Raw genomic sequence first — 25,399 nt, forward strand, 5'->3', positions numbered from 1 at the left:
TTTTAATCAATGAGGACATTCAATGAAGAATTTTCTAACCAAGAAAATGTATAAAACTAGAGCTTTATTTTTTGCTATAGGCGTCATGTCCATGAGTGTTTCTCCTATTATTATTCCTACTACTCACGCAGCTAAAGAACAAAAAATGGATAATTTATCTAATAAACTTTTACTCATTTTTGAAGATAAACCTATAGAACCCTCTTTATTCAACGCCGAATTTTTAGAAAAAGTTTCCATCGTACAAATTCAAAAAATCATTGATGATTTAAAAGTATCTTTGGGAACACTAAAAAGTATTAATATTTCTAATGGATCTGGGCTTATTTATTTCGAAAAAGCTGAATTACCAGTTTCAATTAGTTTAGACCAGCAAGGACAAATTAGTAGCCTTTGGTTTAGTGCTCCTCATTTTAAGACAGTTAGCCTAGATGAAATGGTTAAAGGCCTGCATGAGAATGCAATCGGTAAAACATCTCTTTTAATTATGGTAGATAACAAACCTATCGTTATTGAAAACGATAAAACTCCAATGGCTGTGGGTTCTACTTTTAAATTGCTCGTTTTAAAGGCTTATGAAGAAGCTATAAAAAAAGGTGAATTAAAAAGAGAAAATATTGTTTACCTTAAGAAAAAAAATCGCTCATTGCCCACAGGAGTTCTACAAACACTGCCTGCTAGCACGCCTGTAAATCTCGAAATTCTTGCTCAATTAATGATACAAACAAGTGATAATACAGCAACCGATAGCCTTATAGAGGTATTAAAAAAGCCCACTATAGAAGCTTTATCTCCAAGAAACTCACCGATACTGACGACAAGAGAGTTATTTCAACTCATTGATCCAGCCAATGAAAAATTAAGAAATAAATATAAAATTGGGACAAAATCTACCCGTTTAGAAGTACTCTCTGAACTAGACCACCTCCCACTACCGAGCGTTAATAATATTGGAAAATCGCCTACTTGGCAGGATATTGAATGGTATATGTCAGCCAATGAGATTTGCCCTCTTCTTGAAAATGTACAAGATGCCCCTGCTCTAAACAGTTCTTTAAATCCGCTCTTTAAGAATTTAAATTGGCAAAAAATTGGTTTTAAAGGTGGCTCCGAATATGGAGTAATCAATTTTTCTGTTATTGGGAAAACTCAAAAAGGTCATAAAGTTTGTGCAGTATTTACTGCAAATGGAAATGAACCACAGCCTGAATCAAAATTGGCAATATTGTTTACTGGAATACTTCAAGCAATTGACTCTATGAATAGTTAGATAAAAAATTTCTGAATCATTGATCGTAAAGACCTCTCAAGGCTTTGCTTGAAATTTCAGCTAACAACTGTTTAATAGTGCTTCGGCTGAGTATGTCTTAACATAGCTAAAAGATATAAGCTTGAAGGCATCTCTTGAAATGAATGACTCAGTTAAGTGGTTAGAAACTTTAAATAAAATTACTGGTATTGCTCAAACAGGTTTACATTATTCAAAAGATGTTTATGACAAAGAACGTTATGAACAACTCTTAGGGCACATTGAGTATTTATTAGAATTAAAAGAAATCAAAACAGAAAATTTTATTAATAACGTGCTCCAAGATGTAGGTTATGCCACTCCGAAATTAGATGTCAGAGCAGTTGTTTTTAAAGAAAATAAATTATTATTAGCAAAAGAAATCGGAGATGGGCGATGGTCTGTTCCGGGTGGATGGGCTGACGTAGGTTACTCAGCATCGGAAAATGCTGAAAAAGAAGTTATTGAAGAGACAGGTTTACGAGTTAAGGCGATTAAGTTATTGGCTTTAACAGATAGAACCAAGCACCCACACCCTCCGATGTTTTTACATGTGTATAAGGCTTTCTTCTGGTGTGAAATTATTGATGGTGAACTCACACCAAGTATTGAAACACCCGAAGTTGGATTCTTTGGTAGAGATGAGTTACCACCTATTTCTACAGCACGTGTAACAGAAGAACAAATACAGCAATTCTTTGATTATTTAGAGTCAGTACCAGACGTTACTAAGTTTGATTAATAAACTTAATGTAAGGCAGATCTCTTATATTTAGAATTCTGCTGTTAAATTAAGATTTTTAATTATCCTTTTGCCTATTTTTTGAAAAGGGATAACAGTTTTAAAAAGTCATTTAAAGGCATGGGGCAGCCCCACAAATAGCCTTGAAACTCAGTACATCCATTACTTTTAAAAGTACTAAATTGTTCATGAGTTTCGATGCCTTCTACTAACACGCGAAGGTTTAAATCCAGTCCAATTTTAATAATACCAGTGACGAGTTTATTACTACGTTTATCATCCAGTGCCGCCTGTACAAAACTACGATCAATTTTGATTTGGCTGATGGGCATTTTTTGTAGATAGCTTAAAGATGAATAACCTGTACCAAAATCATCAAGAGAAAGCTGAACTCCTTGTTTAGATAAGAACTGCATTTTTTCGATCATGCTTACACAATTCGTTAAAGCAATATTTTCAGTAATTTCTAATATGAGCCGAGATGGATTGACCTCATATTTTTGAATCAACCCAATCACAGTTTGCTCAAAGTTTGGTTGCATGAAGTGATCAGGACTAATGTTGATTGAAAGCGTAAGATCTTTAGTCTCGGCTTTTTTGCTCCAGTCATGTAAAACTTTACAGGCTTGAGCCAATACCCACTCCCCGATCTCTGGCATTAAGCCAAAACTTTGTGCCGACGGAATAAAATCTTTTGTAGGAATATATTCTGAAACAGGATGATGCCATCTTAATAAGGCTTCCGCGCCTATCAGTGTTTCAGAGGCATTGACTTGTGGTTGATAAAAAAGCTCAAACTGTTGTTTAGCAAGCGCTAAGCGTAAGTCTTTCACCATGCTGTTTTCTATTTGTATCTCTAATTGCATGGTATAAATTGAAATGCAAATCATGAGTGTCGCAACACAAGTTGCTATCCATCCCCCATGATCACGAATATCTTCAGATAGCGGTATAGCACTCTCAAGATTAAAAGAGCTGCCACTAAAAAATATAAAACACCCAATCGACAATAAAATTAAAATGAATTGTAAATAGCTTGGATTTCTACGGTAATTTAAATATCCCAATATCGCCCCAGCAGGTAAAAACAAATGAGCTACCTGTGGACGATCAACGGTAGCTATATCAAAAAATAGGCAAAAAACGACTGGAAAAACGAGAAGAACCGATTGTGAGAGGAGAATACCCGCTGAAATGCGGTTTATATAAATGAGAAAAAGGCTAAATATGGAGATCAGTGTAAAAAAGATGTCCATATAAACAATTAACCACATTCGTGAAAATGCGAAATATATGGTCCAAAACAAACAAAAAATAATACAAATAAAGATGTTTGCTTTTGCTGCGATTGTAAGCTGCTGATCTTTTACGGTACGGTAATTTTTTTTGCGTTTTTTAAAGTAAGACGAAGCTATCATAAATACATCAACCGTAAAATATTTCTTCATAAACCCCAAGCTTGATCAGTGATATATCCTGTCAATTTTCACCAATAAAACGTCATGTGTTATTTACTGTTCTAGGACTCATCTTGAGATCGATATTGTTTTAATTGTGGTGGCACATTCCAGCGCTTGAATTGAACAGACTTACTTTTCAAACACTCTATTATTTTAAAATATTGTTCCCTAACGATACATGCCTCTACTGGGCTACACAAGGTTTGAATACTAATAGCAATTAACTTATTTAATGAGAAATATCATTTAGCCACTATAGATAGCTCAGTGTATATTATGCGACTCGGCTTCTGGTTTATTTTAACTCTCCTATGAAGAACGCATTTTCTGACAGCAACCAAATTAGAAAAGTGTCTAGTTTCCCTGAACTTGTAAATACAAAGTTTCAAGGAGAGACAAATGCGATTTGCTGGCACAGAAATTTGGTAGGCGACTTTAAAGAAATTGTGAATAAACTTCAGTTAAAAGAAAACATTACAGAAGTTTCCATTGAAGACTTGTTAGACCTACAACTTTCAGAAAAAGGTAATCTAGCAAGGACAACTATTTTAGAAGATATCGACCTGTTAACTGATTTTGGTGCATCACCTATACTTAATTTGCTTAAGAACTATGAACGCGATGAAGAACTAGATTTCATTTCAACCGATGTATATTCATTCCATGTTGATCGCTCTCCCATTGAAACCGATACATTCTTATGTACCTATCACGGCGCTGCCAGTGATATTGTGCCCAATGATCAGGTTGAACAAAAAGTTTTAATTCCAGAAATTAGAGAAAAGCTCAAAGAATTACATGATGGCTCTGATGCTGAATTTGAAGCTTTTTTGGCAGAGTATTTTTTTGATTTGCATTATCAGCCTAAACCCAATGCTCAACCTGTAAATTTAGGTACGGGACATATTTGGCGTTTAGCAGTAGATCATCCCACTCAAAAGGTTTTACCTTGTGTTCACCGAGCACCTGTTGAAAAAGATGGTGAATATCGATTGCTGTTGATTTGTTAAATGTTTATTCCATATATCTTAATTGAATGTGGCCTCTATAAAATTTAAGCTTTAGTTTTACTCTTTTCTTAAATACTTTGATTTAACTCACTTTAAGTCAATCCCGTTATTTAAAACAGACTTTAGCCCTTTGAAACAGAATTTTTAATGCACACAAGAACTCAAAATAATTTTTATAATTTTTAAGCTCAACGAATCAGTTTATTTAAAAATTTATTAGTCATAAATTATCTATAAATATTCCATCAATACTAGCAATTATAGTAATATCACGCTCGATCAAATAGACACTTTAAATACTTCATTTTAAAATACTTTCTAAAAATGGAATCCACAACAAATGAGTAAATTTAATTTAAGATTAGGGGTTACCTTAATAGCGATCGCGCTTTTACAGGCATGTGCAACGACGCCACAACCGAAAATAACGAATAAACAAGCAAAAGGAGTGCTGGAAACTATAAAACCGGATGAAAAACTAAATCCTATTGTACTCAGTATTAGTTTTAATAGTGGAATAATTTATCCTTCTTTAAAAATAGAAAGCCTTACAGAAAAAACGGCAATACAGAAAAATAATAAAATTTATGAAATTAAAATAATAAATTCAGATGTCGCTCGATCTACATTTATTTATAGTGGACAACTACCTGCTGGTGAATATCGTATTGTTGAACTGAGCAACTATCAACCATCTCTAAACCCTTATCTTTCAGGTAAATTCCAATTTATTAATTTAAATGATAAAGATAAACCTCATCCGATGGGTACGTTTAAAGTACTAGAAAATACCACAACCGATTTAGGACGTATTAATTTAACCCATGCTAATGATGCTTACTTGATAGCAAGATCTGAAAAACATTCTTCTAATAAGGATTTAATTAATAAATTAAAAAACAATTATCTAGAAGCAATTTATAAAGATAAAATTTTGAATGGATGGACTCAACCAGTTTCAACTTTAGAAAAAAAGATAGGTGATGAAAGCAAGATACTTCCCTTTGGTATGCAATGTTTTAAAGAACTAAAAGATAATACTATTATAGCATCTAGCAAAATTGGCTCAGTTTTTTTCTTACCCTTACAAGACACTAATAAAAAAACTAAAATTTTTCAAAGTAATGATAACTTAGCTTTTGATTGTGTAACTATAAAAGAAAATTATAACTTTGATTTTCTAGCTTATGGTGAAATGAATACTCTCTATAAACATTTAAAAGGAAGTGATGTTCTTACACCAATTGACAGTGGTAATTTACCAATCGGCATAATTTCCTCTATCGTTGGTGATGATCAAAACGGATGGTTTCTATCTCATATAACGGGTCGTAAAGCTACAGTTTATAAGAGTAATCGCCTAGAAAATGGCAACTGGCAACCAATTGTACAAAAAGATATTCTTGATAATTTTTGGGGATTAAGTGGATTTTGGATGTGGGAGGATGAACAAGGATTTAGCTATGCAGATATGTATGGAAAAATTAATCATTATGATTATACAACAAAAAAATGGTCTGAAAATAAAGTACCCAACAATGAGAATATATCTCAACTAGTAGTTAACCCAGATAAATCAATTAGCGTAATCACGTCAAAGCGTGGTTTTGCAGGTATATTCTCAAATCTATTTAACTCTAATGATCATGGTGTAACATGGCAAAAAGTTAATAGCCCCTTTAAAGTAAACGTTTTTCCTGCCCAAGTTTCAAAACGGGGAGACCTGTATATATCAGGTGCACAATTTAATTGGGACAAATTAGCAATTTCAGAAGATGCAGGTAAGACTTGGCAAATGCATCAAATAATGGCTCCTAGTTCTATCGTTCCTTTAAATTCAGGAGCACTTCTTAATATTCTTTATTCTGGCCAATATGCCTTGGTTAAAATATCAAATGATAAAGGTCAAAGTTGGAAGACTCTTTATAGTACCTACTACAGAAATTTAAAAGACTTATCAAAATAGTACTATGTTTAATCTATAAACATAGCTATTACATTTATTAGTAAAAAATTAGTACTGTTTAGAGAAGTCTTTAAACAGTATTTCTTAATTTCCCTAGCTATTTAATAATGTAAAATTTCAGTTCATTCTACTATATAAATAATATTCGCTTAAAAGCTTCTTACTTGTCATACAAAAGAGCGATTCCCAGACCTACCAACATGAGCATACTAACTCGCTCAACTTGGAGAAAGACTTGTGATAGATCACTTAAAAGAAAAATGACTAATCGCAGTATTACAAGATTGGTGTCCACCACCTGTTGCCGTGACTTTACTTTATCCACATCAGCGTTTTCTTTCACCAGCAGTATGGATGTTTTCTGACTGAATAGCCGAGCTCATTAGGAATTATTAAACCAACTCACTTTAAAAGACTGCCTTTTAAGATCTCTCAATGAAACTCAGGTAATTATTCAAATAAAGAGATAAATTCGGATATCTACCAAAGCAAAAATAATGAAAAATATGATTTAAAGTAGTTGACCCTCACGTAACGTAAGCCCCTAGCATAAAACACGCCTAAGGAAGAAGGAGCTAAAAAGATGCTGTTAAAAGTTGGTGAATTGGCTAAGCAAACAGGACTTACTGTCCGTGCTCTTCATCACTATGACGATATCGGTTTACTTCAGCCTTCGGTCCGTTCCGATGCAGGTTATCGACTATACACCCGCAAAGACATTACTCGTTTGCATCAGATTCAAGCATTACGAGGACTGGGAATGTCGTTAGCCGAAATCCATACGGTTCTTGAAGACCCCAATCTTGCGCTTTTACCGATTATTGATCAGCAGATTCAAGCAATTGATCAAAGGCTGACAGAGCAAAAGAAATTGCGAAATCAGCTCAGCAAACTTAAATCTCAGATCATAAGGGGTGAAGAGCTTGGTTTGGAGGATTGGCTAAAAACACTGGAGCTTATCGCGATGTTTGACAAATACTTTACAAAAGAAGAGCTTGAAAAACTGACTTTCTTACAAGCAGGCACTAAAAGCCACCAAGAATGGCAAGAGTTAACTCAAGCAGCAAATGCACTATTTAATGCTGGTGAACCATCTAACAGTGAAGCAGCTCAAGACCTAGCTCGAAAGTGGATGAAAACTCTTGAGCACAATACGCGAGCTAACCCAGAATGGTTAGTTAAACTAAATGCCATAAACTCAGCCGAACCTGAATTTCAGGAAAAATTAGGCGTAAAGCCAGAAGTTGTTGAGTTTTTACTTAAAGCTTTTTCTGAGAGTAAGCTGAGTATTTTTGCCCGTTATTTATCTGACGATGAGTTTATTTTTCTAAAAGAGAATTATATTCGTGAGATGAAAAAATGGCCTCAATTATTGGTTGATATTGAAAAATTGATTGATGCCGAGGTCACACCAGATAGTGATGGAGCAAAGCGTTTGGCACAACAATGGCTCTCTATGCTACAAGGCTATGCTGGCAAAAACCCAAGTACTCAAGAGAAAATCCGTACAGCAATGCAAAGTGAACCAAGCCTTGCTGACGGTACTTGGCTCAAACCAGTGACTCTACAATTTCTGGAAAAAGCAGTAGCAGCATTAATGCGTGGTGCTTAGTTCTATCAAAACAACTGGCTACACCATATTTTGGTGTAGCTTTTTAAAATATTCTATTCTGCCCTAAAAACAGTTTTTTGATAAATTAGTTTTGATATTTATGATTATTTTTGTTTTCAAAATTAATATATAACATTCACACGAACCCAATCTTCATACTTGGTCGCCTGAACATTCGTAGTTGATATGATCGCTCCATGAATAGGAATATTTTCTTTCATTCCAGTCGCAATTCGTGAACGTATTTTATCCGCCATCCCTCCCCAAATTTGAGTGTGGCCCGCATCTTGATACAGTACATATGCAACAGATGCTGGGCTGTTAGCAGATTTAAGTTCAAAGTTATTGTCAGAGGTTACAGCCAATTGATAGGGTGTATTTTTGCTGCATTGCACAGTTACATCCGTTCTTGCAGTAGGAACTGGCTGAGCACGTTCAACTGAACCAAAATCTAAGTTTCCTTGTGTGGAAACTTCACAAGTTTCTAGAATGGTTAAACTGACCCTCAATGATGTAGATGCATTTCCAGCATCTGCACTATTTATTGTCAACATTCCCATCAGAGAAAATAAAGCATGTCTAATGACTTTCATTTCTTCTCTCCTTAACTTTTTGTTCTAATGTCTATTCATCTTTATATTGTGTTTTTCCTGTTCCTATTAAAGAAACAGCTTTCAGGATTGTTTAGTTATAAGACTTAATATTGCACAGTGTCAATCTATACTAATCACATGATTTGCATATTATTTTTATTATTTGTGATGAGTTACACGCAATCTAACTAATTTAAAAAGTAGTGGATGTTTTTTATTTCTCCTAAGCATAAAATTTGTCATTATTTATCAAACTGTATGTAGTTTAATCACCCTACTACTTCTAAAAATTATCAATAATTTATAATCTGCTTTTAAACCTTGCTTAATCATTCTGTCCATTCTCGCAATTGCATAAAAAAACCGATCAAAATAATATCCAAACAAATAGATTATAACTTTACATATTGTTTAGCTTATAGATTCAATACTAAGAAAATTGTGAAGTTAAATTTAAAATGAATAATTCTGGCCTTTAAAACCATTTATTTTTAATTCGAGAAACCATTGATATGAAAAAATATTTATTATTAATTTTATTCAGCTTTTATTCGGTTCATTCATTTGCATCGGACAAATTACATGGCAGTGTTTGGAAAACCATTGATGACGCAACCAATCAACCTCGAGCGCTGGTAAGATTTAGCCAAGATAAAAATGGCAACCTCTCTGCAAACATCGAAAAAATACTTGTTCCAAGTGAAGCCAACAAATGTACGATGTGCGAAGGTACTTATAAAAATAAATCTTTGATTGGTTTAACCATCGTCAAAAATTTAAAAAGTGTGGGTCAAAATAAATATGACAAAGGTTCTATTCTCGACCCACAGTCGGATAAAACCTATCGCTTTAGCTTAACAGTATCCCCAGATGGTGAAAAACTTACTGCACGTGGATACATTGGTATCTCTGCGATTGGTCGAAATCAAACGTGGTATCGAGTTAAATAGCTCATGAAGTAGCAGTAACCAACTCTTTGTAACTACTTACCGATCATAATTACAGTCAATATGTGCATGATGCATGTAATAGTTTTTATGATCGGTACTTAGCTTGAATCATCAGCATAATAATGACGAGTAGCGAAGGTATTGCAGCAATCACGAATAAATGGGTAATGACCAGAAATTGGGAAAGGTAGCCACCAAATAACGGCCCAATGACCGAACCCAAACGGGCAATTCCGATGCTCCAGCCCACCCCTGTAGTACGAAGTGAAACTGGGTAATAACTGGCAGACAGTGCATTAATGGCAGGTTGCCCACCAACAATGGCAAAGCCAGCAATAAAAATGATAATAAACAATAAAACAATATGGCTAACCGCATAGCCAATTAAAGCAACACTCATCACTGCAACCAAAAAAACAGGAATTAATACTTTATAAAATCCTGTCTTATCGATTTTAAGGCCCATCACCACACTACCAATCGTACCGCCTAATTGTAGAGTGGAACCGATCAACAATGCCTGATTTAGTGAGAGTCCTGACTCTTTGGCCAAAGTCGGTAACCAGTTTGCCAGAAAATATAAACTGATCATATTTAAGATACTGATAATCCAGATGGAATAGGTAAAAAATGCACGCTGATTTTTAAACAACTCAAGCGGCGACTTTTTAACCTCAACTTCAGTGTTATTAATAATTTTTATTTCTGAATTGAATGTTAATGCGGGATAAAACTTCTTTAACCAAAATAAAATCTTAGGATTATTTTTATGATCTTCACTCAAAAAATATAAAGATTCTGGCAGCTTAAAGTATGTGATAAAGAAAATAATTAAAGGAACAATACCGCCAAAATAGAAAATTGCCTGCCAGCCTCCCCAAGGAACTAATAAGGCGGATATACCGCCCCCTAACATTGCCCCTACCGTATAGCCACAAGAAATGACCATCATGGTAAAAATACGAGATTTGAATGGAACAATTTCGGAGCTATAAGCCATAACATTTGGCATGATCCCTCCTAAAAAAATTCCTGTAACAAAGCGGATTGCTGTCAATTGCTCAATATTGCCCACATGTGGTGTCACCAGCATCAATACCGAGAACATAAAAGTCGAGATCAGTAAGATGGGACGGCGGCCAAAACGATCAGAGAGTGAACTTAATAAAAATGATCCGACAAACAAACCAAATAAGCTGGCGCTAAACACAATTCCTAGCATGGATTTTTGAACACCCCATTCTTCTATAATCATTGGGGCCGCGTAAGCCATAGACTGAATGTCATAGCCATCCATAATCATCAGTAATAAACAGGTGGTCAGAATAAATTTTTGATAGCGTCCAACTTTCTGCTGATTGATCAGATCACTTAATGCAACTTCTTTCATGGTATTCCCTTCTCCATGACATGCTTTAAATTAATTCATTTTAATTATGCAATACGTAATCAATTTACGATTAACGTAAAATAAAATAGCAATAATATGCCAACAAAGTCAAAATATTATTTTTTTATAATATAAACAAAAAGTTAGATCTGGTGATTTGATTATGTCGAAGTAATGATCTCAACTTATTGCACAGGGGCTATGGTCTGCTCATCTAACAAAAAAACAAGCAAACCATACATCCTATTATTTAAATTATTTTTAGATTCAAACAGATGATTAAAAAAACAATCGAAAATCTTTTCCCTCTCGTCCGCCTAATCTGAGCTTAAGAGCTAAATCACTCCCCTCAATCAGCATTCTTCTTTTCAGCAGAAGACCTATTACTTGATGGTTTAGAAGAGCCCAAAGCCATACTTGAGAATACGCCATCGCGATAAATCCATGCATGTAATAACGCAGCAGACAGATGACCAATAACCACAGCAAATAGTAGCCAAGCCAAAACTCCGTGTAGAGTACGGAACCATGCATAGAGCGTCGAGTTGGTTGGAGCGATTGGTGGAAGATCCCAACCCGGAAATAGAGTTACAGGCCAATTACCTGCCGATAGCGTAGCCCATCCGAGCAATGGCAAACTAAACATCAAAAGATAGAGCAGCCAATGTGATGCATGGGCCATAAATGCCTGCCAGCGCGGTACAGTCGGTGGCAAAGGTGGAATTGGAAAATAGAGTCGATTTATTAATCTTATGATGACCAATAATAAGATTGCGATTCCTAAAGGACGATGGATATCGATTAACCACGGACGCCAAGTGATTGAGGTTGTCATTCCCACACCAATAAATAGCATCGCCAAAATCGCTACCGCTATAAGCCAATGTAGTATTCGAGCAGTCAAATTAAAATGACGTGGAGCATTATTGTTAGATTTGTTTTGCATGGCTGATCTCTCCTATTTGCCCACGGCATCCGTTGCTTTGCCAAATCCAATTTCACGTAAGCGAGCATTGTAAGACTGTGAATAGATGCCTGCTCGTGCGGCGAGTACTGGATCATCTGATAACTCAATTCCGGGTGGAACTAGTGTTGGATCAAAGTTAATGTCACGGCAAACGCCATTTACCTGTTCAGTTACATTTTTGACTTCCAATGTTCCTGCTATCACTTCTTTACGTTCTTTTGGCCAAGGTTGAGACGGGTCATTCACTGGGTCTCCCGGCTCGGCAAGTTGCAAAACCAAATCCCAATATAGCGGCCCTTCAGCCAAACGTTTTTTGATGTCTTTAAATAAGAAATCATGGCCAGCTTGATCACGTTGTTCTTTCGTCAAGCTAATAAATTTTGAATGAGGACGCATAGACCAACGAACTGGCTGTTCTTGTCCATTGGCAGCCCGCAATATAAAAGCATTTACGACATAAAATTCTGCGCCGCTGAAACTACCGGTTAATGGCATCTTCGCCTTTTGCTCAATAGACTTACGTGCTTCTGGATATTCTTTTAAGAAAGCCTCAACAAGGGCTGGATCGGGTTTGCCTGTAGCTGGAACTGGTTTAAATGCTTTTTGCTGTGCCAAAAAACCTTCTGCATTTCGTGTAGGGAAATAGGGAAAGTTGTTTAATTTCATGCGCCATTGTGAATGATCAGCTGCGGAAAGTAATAAAGCCATACTTACTGTTGCTGTAGAATTATCTGCCGCATGCGGGTTACCACTTCCAATAGAAAATCGGCCAATTGCTGGTATATCAGACTTGGCAAATACCGTGGCTTTAGAGAGTGTCGCCGCCGCACCATTACTGTGGTAAGTGCCATCAAAACAAATACCCTTACCGTGTGCACGTCTATATCCGGGATCAAAGTTATTTAATGAGTCTCCCAAAAAAGTTTTGCTTGTGGTGCGATGTCCAAATAGACCGGCGACCCAAGCAAATGCCAATACTAAGGAGCCCGCAATTACAGCAATACCCACGAATCGCAGCCAATACTTCTTTAGAGTCTTAAAATTCAAATTATTCATTCTTCATCCTGTGTAAATTGTATGGCTGCATCCCTAAAAAAGAGTTTGATCATGTCAAAAGAGACTTACTTACATTGACGGAATCACGTTCAAAATTAGCTCAGTAAATAAAATCCCGAAAGTTCTGGATCCAATAGAGATAAGCCTTAATATAATATTTATTTCCCGATCATATAAGGTACGCACCTCAGGGTTAGTATTAATCTTATTACATTTGAATGGAGATAAATAAAGCATGGGAACGAAGAATCTAGAAGCTCCCACATTGACCGAAAGAGTCCGAAGAGGTGATCTTTTTAAAAGCGAGCTCATAAACTAGTGATGATTGATCATAGAGATGAGAAAACAATCTAACACCCTTTCTCTCTCATCTTTCTGTTCTGAACTTAAAAGCTGAATAATTATGCCTTCAATCATATATAAAAATAGCTTGGCGTCCTGAAAAGTCGCATCTTTTTTGATTGCTCTAAGCTGGCTATAGATTTCATTGATGAGCCACGTTCTATATCTCATCGCTGTTTGATAGGCTTTTGGATAGGTCAGCTTTGTTTCAAACATGGCTTTAAACAATAAATAGTACAGTCCCTCTAAATCAGTATGTAAGAAATAAAGTTTCTTAAGTTTTTCCTTCACGCTTAAGCCTTGGTCGTACTCAACAATTGAAACCACTTTTTCTTTTAGACGTTCTTTTTGCACAATTAGGCAGATTTCAATAAACCGCTCTTTTGAATAAAAAAAGTTATAAAAGGTCGCTTTAGTAATTTTTGACTCTTTCACAATTCTGTCGACCCCAACCGTATGAAAGCCGTGATGCTGAAATAAATCAATCGACGTATTAATAACTTGAATAGCGCGTGTTGAGAGAACTAACTTTGGCATAGTTTTACCGTTATAAAAATTCTTGTTGTATATAAATGAGATAAAAAACCTTTGCCTTTTCTGGGAGAAAAAAGGCACAGCAAAGCCTATAAAGACTGTGCTTGGCACATCTCAAGTTTTATTGTTGAGTAAGTTTTTTGGTCGTGACGATTTAAAGCTTGAAAACCTTAGGGCAATCAAGCTGCTTTAGTTTTTTAAGCTGTGTCGTTATAGCTTTTGGCATTGAGAGCCAAGAAATAATGGATGTGCAAAGCCAACTCCTTTTTATTTAGAGTTCTGCCAGACATTAAATTTATGGTGGCAGAACGAGAAAGGGTTAGCAGACTGGTGAAAGATATAACCAGCACACCCGAAGGTGTCCCTCTCCCGTCCTACCGCTACGGGAGGGAACGAGGAGTTTACACATAAGAGTATCCCTCAGACGGAATAACTCTGATGCGATCTTTCATCTCGGTCTGCTAAAACCGACTGGCAATGTGGCCAGCAGGCAAAGGATAAGCTTCACATTTATTGCAGTCAAGCACACAAAATGACATTTGTTTTAAAATAGATCATTAAAAAACTAAGGCTAAATAATTAAAATTTATTGTTAAATTGGGATTGAAAATTAAAGTAAATATTTGAGCTTAGGCTTTAATAAATGACCGTTAGCTTCTCTTTTTATTAGAAGTTCTGCCAAAACATCAAAGTTATGGTGGCAAAACGGAAAAGGGTTGACAGACTAGTCACTCAACTAGCACACCATAGGTGTCCCTCTCCCGTCCTACCATTACGGAAAGAGACAAGGAGCTTATATATCTATGTTTACTTATTCAATGTTATTTAACTCCATTAAGGCCTATAGCAAACTTGCCACCCATTAATGTTATGTTATAACATAACATTAACATCACAATATAAGCCGCTAATAAATGAACCTTGTTCTCCCAGATATATCTGCCGAGCCAACTTTACCAAATGCTTATAGCCACCGCCTTGATTGGGTTGGCATGGAAAACATTGCATTACCCGTTCGAATTGAAAATACCTTATGCCCAAGCCACGTAAATGCTTATGTCAGTCTGGATGACCCTTTAGCAAAAGGCATTCATATGTCGCGTCTTTACACACGACTTTTAGAGTTAACATCACTCGAAAATATAAATATGCCTGATTTAAAATTAGTTTTAGAGGACTTTTTAGACAGCCATCAAGATTTATCGCAGCATGCCAAAATTGAAATTCACAGTAAACTTTATATCGAGCGATCAGCCTTAGTCAGCAAGCTTTCAGGGTGGAAAAGCTATCCTTTTGTTTTGTCAGGCCAACTTTCTAATGATCAATTTGAGGCAGAATTAAAAGTCGAGATCCCCTATTCTTCAACCTGCCCATGCTCTGCGGCACTTTCAAGAAATATTATTCAACAACGGTTTGAGTCGGCCTTACAAAATCAAGAAATTCGACTTAACCAACAAGACATTATGAACTGGTTAAATACCACAGATGCAATTGCAGCAACGCCCCATAGCCAAAGAAGTTTTGCCCTCCTTCAATTTAAATTAGATCAAAATCTTCAAAACATTCCACTCATCGAATTTATAAACCAAGCTGAACTGGCATTAATGACTCCTGTGCAAACTGCCGTGAAGCGTATTGATGAACAGGCATTTGCGGTTGCCAACGGTCAAAATCTAATGTTCTGCGAAGATGCATTAAGACGCCTTTATGGTTCGTTTATACATCACAAAAATATTCATGGTTTCAAATTTAAAGTGACTCATGCAGAAAGCCTACATGCGCATGATGCTGTGGCAAAAGGGTCATGGCAATGGTAGGATATTTTATATATATCTGAAACTGATCAAGATTTTTACAAAAATGACTGTTGTTTGTCACAAATTAAATAGTTTCAACTTACTACCCTCAATATCCCAACTTAAATAAACAGATTTAAACGGTAATCCAATGCTACGTAAAAATCCATCTGGCCATCTCCCTGTTATTGATCAATCAGCCTATGTCGATCAGACCGCTATTATTTGCGGCAAAGTCATTGTTCATGCCAATGTGTTTATTGGCCCTTATGCGGTGATTCGTGCAGATGAAACCGACGAAAATGGAGAGATGGAACCTATCATTATTGGTGCAAATTCCAACATTCAAGATGGTGTTGTGATTCACTCCAAAGCTGGTGCATCAGTTGTAATTGGTGAAAATACATCAATTGCTCATCGTTCAATTATTCATGGGCCTTGTGAAATTGGTCATCATGTTTTTGTCGGTTTCAACAGCGTCATATTTAACTCTAAGGTCGGTCATCACAGTGCTATTCGTCATAACGCAGTCGTCGATGGTCGTGATTTACCGAACCATTTTTATGTCCCTGCAATGAGCTACATCAACTCTAAAACCGACTTAAACCAATACCCTCCGGTTGATATCTCTATTAGTGAGTTTTCCGAGAGTGTTGTCTCAACAAATATTGAATTGGTCAAAGGCTATAAGGCATTACACAATGAGTTTTAAACCCTATTCTAAAATCATTATCCGAGATGCCAATTTAGTGAATGAGGGAAAACAGGAATTTGTAGATGTACTTATTCAAGATGGTCGAATCGAAAAAATTGCTCCATCAATTTCTCATGTTGTTAATGCTAAAACCATTCATGCGAACGGGAACTGGCTGATTCCAGGAATGATCGATGATCAAGTCCATTTTAGAGATCCAGGTTCACCACATAAAGGCAGTATTGCTTCGGAATCTATGGCAGCAGTCATTGGCGGAATTACCAGTTATATGGATATGCCAAACACCAATCCCCCAACAATATCTTTAGATGCCTTTATGCAAAAAAGACAAATTGCCGCCCAATATAGCATGGCAAATTATGCCTTTCATTTTGGAGTAAGCTCCCAAAATCTAGATATTATTGAGCAGCTTAACCCCAAGCTCGTCAGCGGTGTAAAAGTTTTTATGGGAGCCTCTACTGGCAATATGTTAGTTGATGACCCGCAAATTCTTGAACGATTGTTTGCCAATGTCCCTACCATTCTTTTAACGCATTGCGAATATACACCTCGCATTAAAGAAAGAGAAAATTTATATTTCGGGAAATATGGTGAATATATTCCAGCACATATGCACCCTAAAATTCGGGATAAACAAGCATGCTTTGAGAGTTCACGTTTAGCGGTGTCTTTAGCGGAAAAATATGGGACCCAACTGCATGTTTTACATATAAGTACAGCCAAAGAATTGTGTTTGTTTAAAGATTTACCTTTAAATCTAAAGCATATTTCTGCTGAAGTATGTATTCACCATCTTAGTTTTGATGAATCAGACTATGCTGCGCTTAGCCATTTAATAAAATGTAATCCAGCAATTAAAACTCAACAAGACAAAGATGCACTCATCACTGCGATTGCTCAGTCCAATCGCTTAGATATTATTGGTACAGATCACGCACCGCATACATGGGACGAAAAACAACAATCTTATTTAAAAGCACCCGCTGGCCTGCCTTTAGTTCAACATGCTGTTCCAGCACTCATGGAACTTGTGGCAGATAAAAAAATAAGTATAGAAACAATGGTTAAGAAAACATCACACCAAGTCGCTGATTTATTTAAACTCAAAAATCGTGGATATATCCGTGAAGGTTATTGGGCAGATTTGGTTCTACTTAAAGAAAATAAAGAGGCTATTGCAGTTAAAGATCAAAAAAACTATATGCGATGTAACTGGACGCCATTTCAAAATAAAACCTTCCGCTATGACGTCGATACAACTATTGTGTCAGGGCAATTGGCTTGGCATCAAAATCAGTTATTTTTAAGCTGTCGAGGCAAAGCATTAGACATAGACAGATAACACCGCCAAATTTTAGAGTAGAAAATATAATTAAAATTTATTGTTAAATTGCGATTTATAATGAGGCTTTTATCTGCTTAAAGTAGGAGGCAAAATCCATTAACGACTATATAGCGGATCTTCCTCAACAAAAAATACCTCACCCGATGAAGGTAAAATCCATTGATAAGTTCCTTCTATTTTCTGCATTTTTTCTTTAAACGTATTATATATTGCTACAAGGTTATGTTTTTCATCATATTCCCCTACATAGCCATGTTCCTTTTCTTCATGAAAATCTCTAAACATTTTATGCATTTTTACGGCTCTAAGTTCCATCTCTTTTGACCTTCTTATTATTAATATAATTATTATGATCTCTTTTTTTACTTTAAATATCAGAAAAATGTACCAAATTATATCCTATTGATATATCAAACAAAAAAAAGCACCTAAGATGCTTTTTTTATTTTTAAAATATTATTGGGCAATAATATTAGTAGCTGTAAGACCTTTTTGTCCTTGAGCTATATTAAAACTAACACGTTGACCTTCATATAAGGTTTTAAACCCAGAGCTACTGATTTCTTTAAAATGTGCAAAAACGTCTGGGCCTGTATCTTGTTGAATAAAACCAAAACCTTTAGTTTCATTAAACCATTTCACTGTACCGATTGCTGTATTAGACATAATATATCCTTTGATTTTTAATAATATAAAGCCATATTTCATGACTCATTAAACTTTGAAAAATAATAACGAATTGAGTTTAAGATCTTAAAAAAACGAAGGATTATGAATAAAACTACGATACTAAAAGAGGATTTACTAATAAGTCTTTTTTTCTAGTTAAATTGAGTATACGCCAAATAAATATTTATACAACACATTTAAAAAATATTTATTTTATTTACTATCACACCATAATTTAAAAATAATAACTCCTAGATACAGAAATACTTTTCACAAATCCCGCCAACCAAAGAATAAATTCATGTTCATTATCAAAATTAGGGAGAAGGCTTAAATCAATTTTAACAATACGCTCTTTCATTGGCCTATTTAAACAACTTTCAAAATCAATAACAGGATATTTTAATTGTAAATTGTTTATAGCTGCTTCTTTTTTAATTTCAATTAACAGTCTATTCAGACAGTCAATTAAATCCTTAGAGGACTGATTTTTAAAGTGAATATTATTGTAAACACTTTCAGCCACATCAAAATATTTTTTCATTTCATCATCCATATTTCCCTCATTTTTTAATTAATTTGATTGAGTATGCATGTAAAACTGTATCTTTATGTTGTATAAATATATTTACAGATCGAATCCCCCACTTTAATTAAAAATATTTCCTCCAATTAAGAAATTAAAATAATATATTTAAATAAATTATAATTATCAAAAAACCATTGAAAACAATAGCTCTCTAGCTATATGTTAACTCTTGTATTTGATTAAAATTTGCTTCCACTTATATATCAACAGTCTATTTGGTTCAAAGAAACATTATGTCGAGAATTAAGCACTTTCAGGCACATATCTCTACATAGAGTTCTCATAATCACCGCAATGTAAGCGAATTAAAGGCCTACGATGAAGCTTCCTTACTATTATTAAGAAGTTTAAAATGTCTGATTTCAAAGAATTTTCAAAAAAAACCACACAAAACCAAAATGATTCTAATGCGCAACCTGATGAGGATAAAACTGAAAAACCTGTACAATCGCCTGAAGAAGAAAATAATCCTAAAGAAAATAATAATGAAGAAAAAAAGGAATAAAATAATTGATAGCTCAAAAGCTCTATATTAAATAGAGCTTTTGTTTAACATCATATTAATTAAAACGTTTTATTCATTTTCCACATTGAATCTAAAAAAATATTAATACATATATTTATTTTAATTTAAACAAGTTCTAATCTTTTATTTAATATTAATTCAACTCTTCTTTGTGCATCACAAAAATCAATCTCTTCACTTATCCAAAATGTATGAAGCTGCCCATATAGATGAAAATGCTCTTTATTATATTCGGATCCATGATCAGAATAATGACTATCTACTCTGAAATGATTTTGATCGTCTTTTCTTTTTTTCCCATCAAGTATACCGCCAATACAGATATCCATTTTAATGCCAATAATTAATCGAAATTGACTATAACACATAGTGCACTGTGGCTTTAAAAAGAGTTGTTACTATTATCTTTACTGCACCATCAAAAAATTTATGTTTGCAGCATATCTCCTTAAATTTAAAGAGAATAAATATATATTTTGCATATCTAAAATACTTTGATATGTAATATAAATCTTGATTTATCTAAAATTTATAACATTTTCAAAATAATTCTTCTTACAGTAGATAAATCACTATATGCTGCATACACCTCTTACAGAAATTATTCTAATGTCACAGCAGACTCTGCTACAAGAACTGAACTCCAGAATCGACTATTACTCCACCAGAACAGACTACCCACTACGAAGAATTTTGATAGGTTACCGAGCATATGCAAAATTGATGTTATGTTCAGCTTTTTCAGATGAAGTTATAAATTCTGCAATTGATCCCAATAAACGGAAATATAAGAAGTTAAAAATTAAAGTCACCAAAGATGACGACCAACTCGACCTTGAATGAATCAATCTAAGTAATAAATGAATATTTCCTTGTGCTTATTTACCGCTTCAATGATCGCGAAATGACAATGACCAATGCCGGCAATATTGTTGTAAACATCTAGATAGTGATGCCCTACTGCTGCGGCTTTGAACCAAGAAAATAATTTGCTCTCAAACTTATTTTTTCACAGGAAGTAGTAAAACAGAGTCTTCAATGTTGTAACCAGTTTCTTCTGGAACTCCCAGATATTTAACGACAACCAACCTCTTATTGTGTTTAGGCACGCTATAATTTTGGGAAATTTTTATTGCTTTGGTGTAATGAACCGCAACATGGGGCTTACTTTGTAAGGATGGCGATTTTACAACATATTCTGTTTTATATTGCGTGATCTTTCCTGAAGGATCAAACCAAGACGATACTTGATTCTGATGAGTTTTTAACGTCTGAATTTTTACATTCTTACTGTTACTTACGATCAAAGGAGTTAAATTCTTTTTAATTTTATTTAGAGCTTTATCAAACGCTCTACTATCTTGATCATAATCAATCTTATGTGTTTTTGGATTGATATAGAGAGATTTAACTTCAATCAGTTTATCAGGTGATTTACTATTTAATAGATAATAATATAGTTGTGGTAGACGTCCTCGACCATCTTCATAGTGTCTTAATACATAAAGTTTCTTCTCTTTTTGCTGATAGCCCAATACTTCAATTTTTTGTCCACCGCCCACTGTCGCATAACTATGTGCGGATAAGGTAAGAATGGTGCTAAAAGTTAGAAATTTTAGAAATTTCATGAGTTCATATCCTTGTGATCTGGTAACTATATTGTATAAATATCAATCAGATTAAAATGATACTTGAGTAAGTGTTACTTACTGTTTTTATATTCTTTGTACAGAGGTATAAAACTTAAAAAAGAGGCCGAAGCCTCTTTTTTTATCGCAATCAAACTCAGTCATCAATCATGGCGAACTCTTGCTCAGGCGTGCCTTTCACTAAATGGTGACGGCTATATAATAAGTAATAGAGTATAAATCCGACATAAATCAGCGCGGCCAATAACCAAACTTTTGGATTTACCATTAAACCTGCAACTACAGCAACAGCAGCAAGAATCAAGGCAATACAAGACGTCCACATTCCACCAGGCGTTTTATACGGGCGTGGTAATTCAGGGCGAGATAAACGCAACTTGATATGTGAGAGCATCATCAATACATAAGAAATTGTTGCACCGAATACTGCCATTAAAATGAGTAAGTCGCCCTCACCTGTTAAAGAGAGTAAAAAACCAATAATGCCCGGAATGATAATGGCCCAATATGGCGCTTTATTTTCATTGGTAAGTGATAAGTTTTTTGGCAAATATCCCGCACGTGACAATGCAAAAATCTGACGTGAATATGCATAAATAATTGAGAAAAAACTTGCGACCAGACCAGCAAGACCTACAAAGTTAACAAAGCTTGCCAACCATGTGTGCTGACCATATACCGCAATGAGTGCGTCAACCAAAGGTGCCCCTGAATTTTTTAAAGCATTTGAACCCGCTGCACCTGCTCCCAAAAATAAGATTAAAAGTGCAAACGATGCCAATATCAACATTGAACCAATCAAACCTCGTGGCAATGAACGTACTGGATCTTTTGCTTCTTCGGCTGCTAGTGGTACCCCTTCAACTGCAAGAAAAAACCAGATGGCATAAGGTACTGCGGCCCATATTCCCATATAGCCAAACGGTAAAAAGCTACTTGCACCTGCATGAGAACTGACTGGAATATCAAATAAACGCGCACTGTCAAAATGTGGAAGCATCGCAACAATGAATACGACCAGTGCAATACAAGCAACGGCGGTAATTCCAAACATGATTTTAAGTGCTTCACCTGCACCTTTGAGATGAATGCCCATAAAAACTAAATAACAAATTAGATAAACAGCCCAGCCGCCAATTCCAAAGAGTGATTCGCAATATGAACCGATAAATACGGCAATGGCAGCAGGTGCAATTGCATATTCAATTAAAATCGCAGTCCCTGTGAGGTAGCCTCCAAAAGGACCAAATGCAACGCGGGCAAAACTATAGCCACCGCCAGCGGTAGGTAACATCGTTGACATCTCAGACATTACAAAGCTCATGCAGAGATACATAAACGCGACGATGACTGTTGCAATAAAGAGCCCACCCCAGCCGCCTTGTGCCAGCCCAAAATTCCAACCCGCAAAGTCACCCGAAATGACATAAGAAACACCTAGCCCCACTAAAAGTAACCAACCTACTGCCCCCTTTTTTAACTGACGTTTTGCAAAATACTCTGCGTCCTGTTGTAGAGCACCCACATCTACGCTTAATTCTGACTCTTTCATTGTCGTATTGCCTTATCGACTAAATTTACACCACCAATAGTTGCGCAAAAGATATTCATAAAACTTGACAGCAAAACATCTCCCCGACCACTTGAAGTCAAGTTGATTCATTTTTTCTTTTATAAGATCGACGGCATCTCAACACAGAACGTGTTTAAAAATTAAATTGAGGAGTTGGGTTATGTCTGTAGAACAAAATGAATTTTTAAGCCAAGTTCAATTACAAATACTGGCAGAACAAGCAATTAAGCAATATCCCTCGGAATATCAAGGAAAGGTCAAACTGCTGTGTCAGTCTGAAAATGCAACCTTTCAGATTTCAACTGGCTCTATCCGATATGCACTTCGAATTCACCGTCCCAACTACCACAGCAAACTCGATATACAAAGTGAGCTTGAATGGTTAGATGCTTTAAATGCGAGTGGTATTCAAGTTCCTGTTGCGATTGCAGATCAATCAGGTGAGCGCGTCATCACTTTAAAACTATCGAATGATATTTATCGTTATGCGGTACTTTTTAACTGGGTTGAGGGCGATATGCCAACTGTTGAAGTTGACCCCACTGCATTTGAGCAACTAGGACAAATTACCGCAAAGCTACATGTACATAGTAAGACATGGCAAGCGCCTGAAAACTTTCAACGTATTGTGTGGAATCATGAAACCATGATCGGTGCGGATGGACACTGGGGAAACTGGAAAAATGCACCTCATTTAAGACCTCAAGATCACGGCGTGATTGAAGAAGCCATTGCACAAATTTCGAAAGATTTAAATTTCTTTGGTAAAACCCAAGAACGCTATGGCCTAATTCATGCCGATTTGCGTTTAACCAATTTATTACTACAACAAGAACGTATCGGTGTGATCGATTTTGATGACTGCGGCATGAGCTGGTTTATGCATGATCTCGCCGCTGCGATTAGCTTCAATGAACATTATGCAAATGCACCTCATTGGGTTGATTACTGGTTAAAAGGCTACGAGCGCGTAGGTCATATTCAGTCTGAAGAATATGAAATGATCCCAACTTTTATAATGCAACGCCGCATTCAAATGATGGCTTGGAATGGTTCTCACGCACAAACAGAAATGGCTCAAAGTCTTGGAGACCAATGGTCCAATGAAACTGTGCGTCTTTGTAAAAAATATCTAAACGGTCAAATGCCTGTAGGAATTTGAAAAGTGATTTAGATCGCTTTTCTTCATTTTCAATTTTTAGTTTTTAAATTTTATAGAATTTAAAGGAAGGGTTTATGCAAGCTACCCATCAACTGAGCAAAGTTGCCAAAGCACTATTACTCACCAGTAGTCTGGCAAGTATGCTTGCTCTAAGCGCATGTAATTACAACCCTATACAAAGTACACCTCCCGCAGTCGCTATTCCCAAAAAGGAATATATACAAAAAGGTCAATGGGACACTTTTAACTTTGACCAACTTAACCAATTGATTGCTACTTATGGAAAAGATAGCCCTAACTATAATCCTGAAAAACGCCCATATATTGTCACTGACTTTGACAATACTTCGGTATTTTTAGACATCGAAGAAGCAACGTTAATTTATCAACTTGAACACTTAGCGTTTAATGTCACGCCAGAGCAGCTTAATCAGATTATTCGCAAAGGAATTAGCTCGCAAAATTTTGAAGCAGCCTACAATAACCAGCAAGGCCAAGCAGTCAATATTGATAAAATTGCCCCAGATATTATTGCCAGCTATACATGGCTTTATCACCACTATAGCGGTCTAAAAGGTAAGCAAAGTCTGGATCAAATTAAACAAGATCCGCATTATCTCGATTTCATTACTAAAATGAGATATCTATATGCGGCAATTGGAGACACGTTTGATCATGAAGTTGCATATCCGTGGGTCACTTATTTATTTACTGGGCTTACCGAACAACAAGTCCGTAATTTGGTGAAAGCAACGGTGGCTTGGCAAATGCAGCAACCGATTGGACCCGTGACATGGACCTCTCCCGCTGCACTTTCGGGTCAAGCAGGCGTTGTGAAAACCACTTGGGAAAATGGTTTAAGACCATACCGTGAAATGCAAAATCTATTTAAGGCCTTTCAGGATAATGGCATTGATGTCTATGTCTGTTCGGCATCTTTTATTGATGTGATTAAGGAAATTATTTCTAATCCAGAGATTGGCTATAACATTAATGAAAAAAATGCCTACGCCATGGAGTTAGAACGAGATGCACAAAATCGAATTTTACCCGAGTTTCGTCATGGCTATGCACAAACTCAAGGTAAAGGCAAAACTGCAACCATCCAGCGTTTTTTAGTCTCTAAATATGGTTACGGACCAATTTTTATCGCAGGTGACAGTGAGGGCGATCAAAATATGATGCAAGATTTTGCAACGACTCAGAAGGTTCTGATTATCAACCGATTGCGCAGCCCAAGCTCTGATATTGGAAAGTTTTCTCAGCAGGCTGTGCAGGGCTATGGTCAAGCCAATACTAAGTTTTTACTACAGGGCCGCGATGCCAATACAGGTCAATTTAGACCTTCAATGGCCAGTTTAAGTTATGGTGCGCAAACGGCAAAAACTACAAAAAATTAGTATTTCACTTATTTTCTCATGCCTACAATACATGTTGTATGCATGAGAAGCCGCTTAATTTCTTG

25 protein-coding genes and 2 pseudogenes are annotated in these 25,399 nt (G+C 35.8%); 15 read left to right on the plus strand and 12 right to left on the minus strand.

All coding sequences use genetic code 11. The features are described 5' to 3' along the window. The first annotated feature begins 22 nt into the window (after positions 1 to 22). Both KTJ10_RS03090 and KTJ10_RS03095 read left to right on the plus strand, forming a co-directional pair. Entirely contained in the window at positions 23 to 1,270 is a 1,248-nt protein-coding gene (locus KTJ10_RS03090) for a serine hydrolase (protein ID WP_057085936.1), read from the plus strand. Between the two features lie 139 nt (positions 1,271 to 1,409). Beyond that, positions 1,410 to 2,030, plus strand: coding sequence for an NUDIX hydrolase (locus KTJ10_RS03095; RefSeq protein WP_151302657.1), 621 nt, complete (start codon positions 1,410 to 1,412; stop codon positions 2,028 to 2,030). Between the two features lie 74 nt (positions 2,031 to 2,104). Here KTJ10_RS03095 and KTJ10_RS03100 read toward each other — a convergent pair whose 3' ends face one another. Further along, the gene (locus tag KTJ10_RS03100; RefSeq protein WP_262441330.1) at positions 2,105 to 3,478 is read right to left on the minus strand and encodes an EAL domain-containing protein; all 1,374 of its coding nucleotides are present in this window, start codon (positions 3,476 to 3,478) and stop codon (positions 2,105 to 2,107) included. A gap of 323 nt (positions 3,479 to 3,801) precedes the next feature. On the opposite strand from KTJ10_RS03100, the gene KTJ10_RS03105 reads away from it, so the two are divergent. The 4 genes and pseudogenes from KTJ10_RS03105 (at position 3,802) to KTJ10_RS03120 (ending at position 8,078) form a co-directional block, all read left to right on the plus strand. After that, positions 3,802 to 4,500, plus strand: coding sequence for a DUF1826 domain-containing protein (locus KTJ10_RS03105; RefSeq protein WP_262441331.1), 699 nt, complete (start codon positions 3,802 to 3,804; stop codon positions 4,498 to 4,500). 340 nt (positions 4,501 to 4,840) lie between these two features. Then, on the plus strand, positions 4,841 to 6,466 hold the full coding sequence (locus tag KTJ10_RS03110) for a WD40/YVTN/BNR-like repeat-containing protein (RefSeq protein ID WP_262441332.1): 1,626 nt from the start codon (positions 4,841 to 4,843) through the stop codon (positions 6,464 to 6,466). A 213-nt stretch (positions 6,467 to 6,679) separates the two neighbouring features. Further along, positions 6,680 to 6,835 (plus strand): annotated as a pseudogene (locus KTJ10_RS03115) (LysR family transcriptional regulator); the annotation flags it as partial. A 214-nt stretch (positions 6,836 to 7,049) separates the two neighbouring features. After that, positions 7,050 to 8,078, plus strand: coding sequence for a MerR family transcriptional regulator (locus KTJ10_RS03120; RefSeq protein WP_262441333.1), 1,029 nt, complete (start codon positions 7,050 to 7,052; stop codon positions 8,076 to 8,078). A gap of 122 nt (positions 8,079 to 8,200) precedes the next feature. Here the strand turns inward: KTJ10_RS03120 and KTJ10_RS03125 are convergent, their stop codons facing one another. Then, entirely contained in the window at positions 8,201 to 8,671 is a 471-nt protein-coding gene (locus KTJ10_RS03125) for a spore coat U domain-containing protein (protein WP_262441334.1), read from the minus strand. 512 nt (positions 8,672 to 9,183) lie between these two features. Between KTJ10_RS03125 and KTJ10_RS03130 the strand changes: the two genes are divergently transcribed. Continuing rightward, a complete protein-coding gene (locus tag KTJ10_RS03130) occupies positions 9,184 to 9,621 on the plus strand; it encodes a DUF2147 domain-containing protein (protein ID WP_017403077.1) in 438 nt (145 codons plus the stop codon). A gap of 85 nt (positions 9,622 to 9,706) precedes the next feature. Here the strand turns inward: KTJ10_RS03130 and KTJ10_RS03135 are convergent, their stop codons facing one another. From KTJ10_RS03135 to KTJ10_RS03155, 4 genes are all read right to left on the minus strand, one after another. Beyond that, positions 9,707 to 11,011 (minus strand): MFS transporter, encoded by a 1,305-nt coding sequence (locus KTJ10_RS03135; RefSeq protein ID WP_262441335.1) that lies wholly within the window; start codon positions 11,009 to 11,011, stop codon positions 9,707 to 9,709. Positions 11,012 to 11,360: 349 nt separating this feature from the next. After that, positions 11,361 to 11,957: a cytochrome b gene (locus KTJ10_RS03145; protein WP_262441336.1), complete on the minus strand. Its 597-nt coding sequence runs from the start codon at positions 11,955 to 11,957 to the stop codon at positions 11,361 to 11,363. A gap of 12 nt (positions 11,958 to 11,969) precedes the next feature. Then, positions 11,970 to 13,034: a catalase family peroxidase gene (locus KTJ10_RS03150; protein ID WP_262441337.1), complete on the minus strand. Its 1,065-nt coding sequence runs from the start codon at positions 13,032 to 13,034 to the stop codon at positions 11,970 to 11,972. Between the two features lie 315 nt (positions 13,035 to 13,349). Then, the gene (locus tag KTJ10_RS03155; RefSeq protein ID WP_262441338.1) at positions 13,350 to 13,913 is read right to left on the minus strand and encodes a TetR/AcrR family transcriptional regulator; all 564 of its coding nucleotides are present in this window, start codon (positions 13,911 to 13,913) and stop codon (positions 13,350 to 13,352) included. Positions 13,914 to 14,824: 911 nt separating this feature from the next. Here KTJ10_RS03155 and folE2 point away from each other — a divergent pair. The 3 genes from folE2 to KTJ10_RS03175 all read left to right on the plus strand — a co-directional run bounded on the left by folE2 (position 14,825) and on the right by KTJ10_RS03175 (position 17,763). Next, on the plus strand, positions 14,825 to 15,727 hold the full coding sequence (gene folE2, locus KTJ10_RS03165; protein ID WP_032007517.1) for a GTP cyclohydrolase FolE2: 903 nt from the start codon (positions 14,825 to 14,827) through the stop codon (positions 15,725 to 15,727). A gap of 130 nt (positions 15,728 to 15,857) precedes the next feature. Continuing rightward, a complete protein-coding gene (locus KTJ10_RS03170) occupies positions 15,858 to 16,418 on the plus strand; it encodes a carbonate dehydratase (protein WP_032007519.1) in 561 nt (186 codons plus the stop codon). Further along, complete coding sequence (locus KTJ10_RS03175; RefSeq protein WP_032053074.1) at positions 16,408 to 17,763, plus strand: dihydroorotase; 1,356 nt, start codon at positions 16,408 to 16,410, stop codon at positions 17,761 to 17,763. The genes KTJ10_RS03170 and KTJ10_RS03175 overlap by 11 nt, the downstream gene beginning before the upstream one ends. Before the next feature lie 99 nt (positions 17,764 to 17,862). On the opposite strand, the gene KTJ10_RS03180 is transcribed toward KTJ10_RS03175, so the two are convergent. The 3 genes from KTJ10_RS03180 to KTJ10_RS03190 all read right to left on the minus strand — a co-directional run bounded on the left by KTJ10_RS03180 (position 17,863) and on the right by KTJ10_RS03190 (position 18,991). Continuing rightward, positions 17,863 to 18,051 carry a hypothetical protein gene (locus tag KTJ10_RS03180; protein WP_081311961.1) on the minus strand — a complete coding sequence of 63 codons (189 nt, stop codon included), beginning with the start codon at positions 18,049 to 18,051 and terminating at the stop codon, positions 17,863 to 17,865. A 171-nt stretch (positions 18,052 to 18,222) separates the two neighbouring features. After that, positions 18,223 to 18,432 carry a cold-shock protein gene (locus KTJ10_RS03185; RefSeq protein WP_014206275.1) on the minus strand — a complete coding sequence of 70 codons (210 nt, stop codon included), beginning with the start codon at positions 18,430 to 18,432 and terminating at the stop codon, positions 18,223 to 18,225. A gap of 238 nt (positions 18,433 to 18,670) precedes the next feature. Further along, positions 18,671 to 18,991 (minus strand): hypothetical protein, encoded by a 321-nt coding sequence (locus tag KTJ10_RS03190; RefSeq protein WP_032038393.1) that lies wholly within the window; start codon positions 18,989 to 18,991, stop codon positions 18,671 to 18,673. A gap of 385 nt (positions 18,992 to 19,376) precedes the next feature. Here KTJ10_RS03190 and KTJ10_RS03195 point away from each other — a divergent pair, with 385 nt between their 5' ends. The 3 genes from KTJ10_RS03195 to KTJ10_RS03205 all read left to right on the plus strand — a co-directional run bounded on the left by KTJ10_RS03195 (position 19,377) and on the right by KTJ10_RS03205 (position 20,393). After that, positions 19,377 to 19,529, plus strand: coding sequence for a hypothetical protein (locus KTJ10_RS03195; protein WP_199996992.1), 153 nt, complete (start codon positions 19,377 to 19,379; stop codon positions 19,527 to 19,529). A gap of 172 nt (positions 19,530 to 19,701) precedes the next feature. Next, positions 19,702 to 19,818, plus strand: coding sequence for a hypothetical protein (locus KTJ10_RS03200; protein WP_262441339.1), 117 nt, complete (start codon positions 19,702 to 19,704; stop codon positions 19,816 to 19,818). A gap of 341 nt (positions 19,819 to 20,159) precedes the next feature. Beyond that, positions 20,160 to 20,393, plus strand: a complete 234-nt coding sequence (locus KTJ10_RS03205; protein ID WP_024436173.1) for a hypothetical protein — start codon at positions 20,160 to 20,162, stop codon at positions 20,391 to 20,393. A gap of 22 nt (positions 20,394 to 20,415) precedes the next feature. Here the strand turns inward: KTJ10_RS03205 and KTJ10_RS17990 are convergent. The 3 genes and pseudogenes from KTJ10_RS17990 to eat all read right to left on the minus strand — a co-directional run. Next, a pseudogene (locus tag KTJ10_RS17990) lies at positions 20,416 to 20,514 on the minus strand (aminotransferase); the annotation flags it as partial. Between the two features lie 37 nt (positions 20,515 to 20,551). After that, positions 20,552 to 21,178: a hypothetical protein gene (locus tag KTJ10_RS03210; RefSeq protein WP_262441340.1), complete on the minus strand. Its 627-nt coding sequence runs from the start codon at positions 21,176 to 21,178 to the stop codon at positions 20,552 to 20,554. Between the two features lie 157 nt (positions 21,179 to 21,335). Next, positions 21,336 to 22,751 carry an ethanolamine permease gene (eat, locus tag KTJ10_RS03215; RefSeq protein WP_032056555.1) on the minus strand — a complete coding sequence of 472 codons (1,416 nt, stop codon included), beginning with the start codon at positions 22,749 to 22,751 and terminating at the stop codon, positions 21,336 to 21,338. A gap of 181 nt (positions 22,752 to 22,932) precedes the next feature. Between eat and KTJ10_RS03220 the strand changes: the two genes are divergently transcribed. Both KTJ10_RS03220 and KTJ10_RS03225 read left to right on the plus strand, forming a co-directional pair. Next, positions 22,933 to 23,934, plus strand: coding sequence for a phosphotransferase enzyme family protein (locus KTJ10_RS03220; RefSeq protein WP_262441341.1), 1,002 nt, complete (start codon positions 22,933 to 22,935; stop codon positions 23,932 to 23,934). 74 nt (positions 23,935 to 24,008) lie between these two features. Continuing rightward, on the plus strand, positions 24,009 to 25,334 hold the full coding sequence (locus tag KTJ10_RS03225) for a haloacid dehalogenase-like hydrolase (protein ID WP_262441342.1): 1,326 nt from the start codon (positions 24,009 to 24,011) through the stop codon (positions 25,332 to 25,334). The last annotated feature ends 65 nt before the right edge of the window (positions 25,335 to 25,399 follow it).

Origin of the sequence: Acinetobacter sp. WU_MDCI_Abxc222 (assembly GCF_025514755.1) — a bacterium.
Lineage (GTDB): Bacteria > Pseudomonadota > Gammaproteobacteria > Pseudomonadales > Moraxellaceae > Acinetobacter > Acinetobacter geminorum.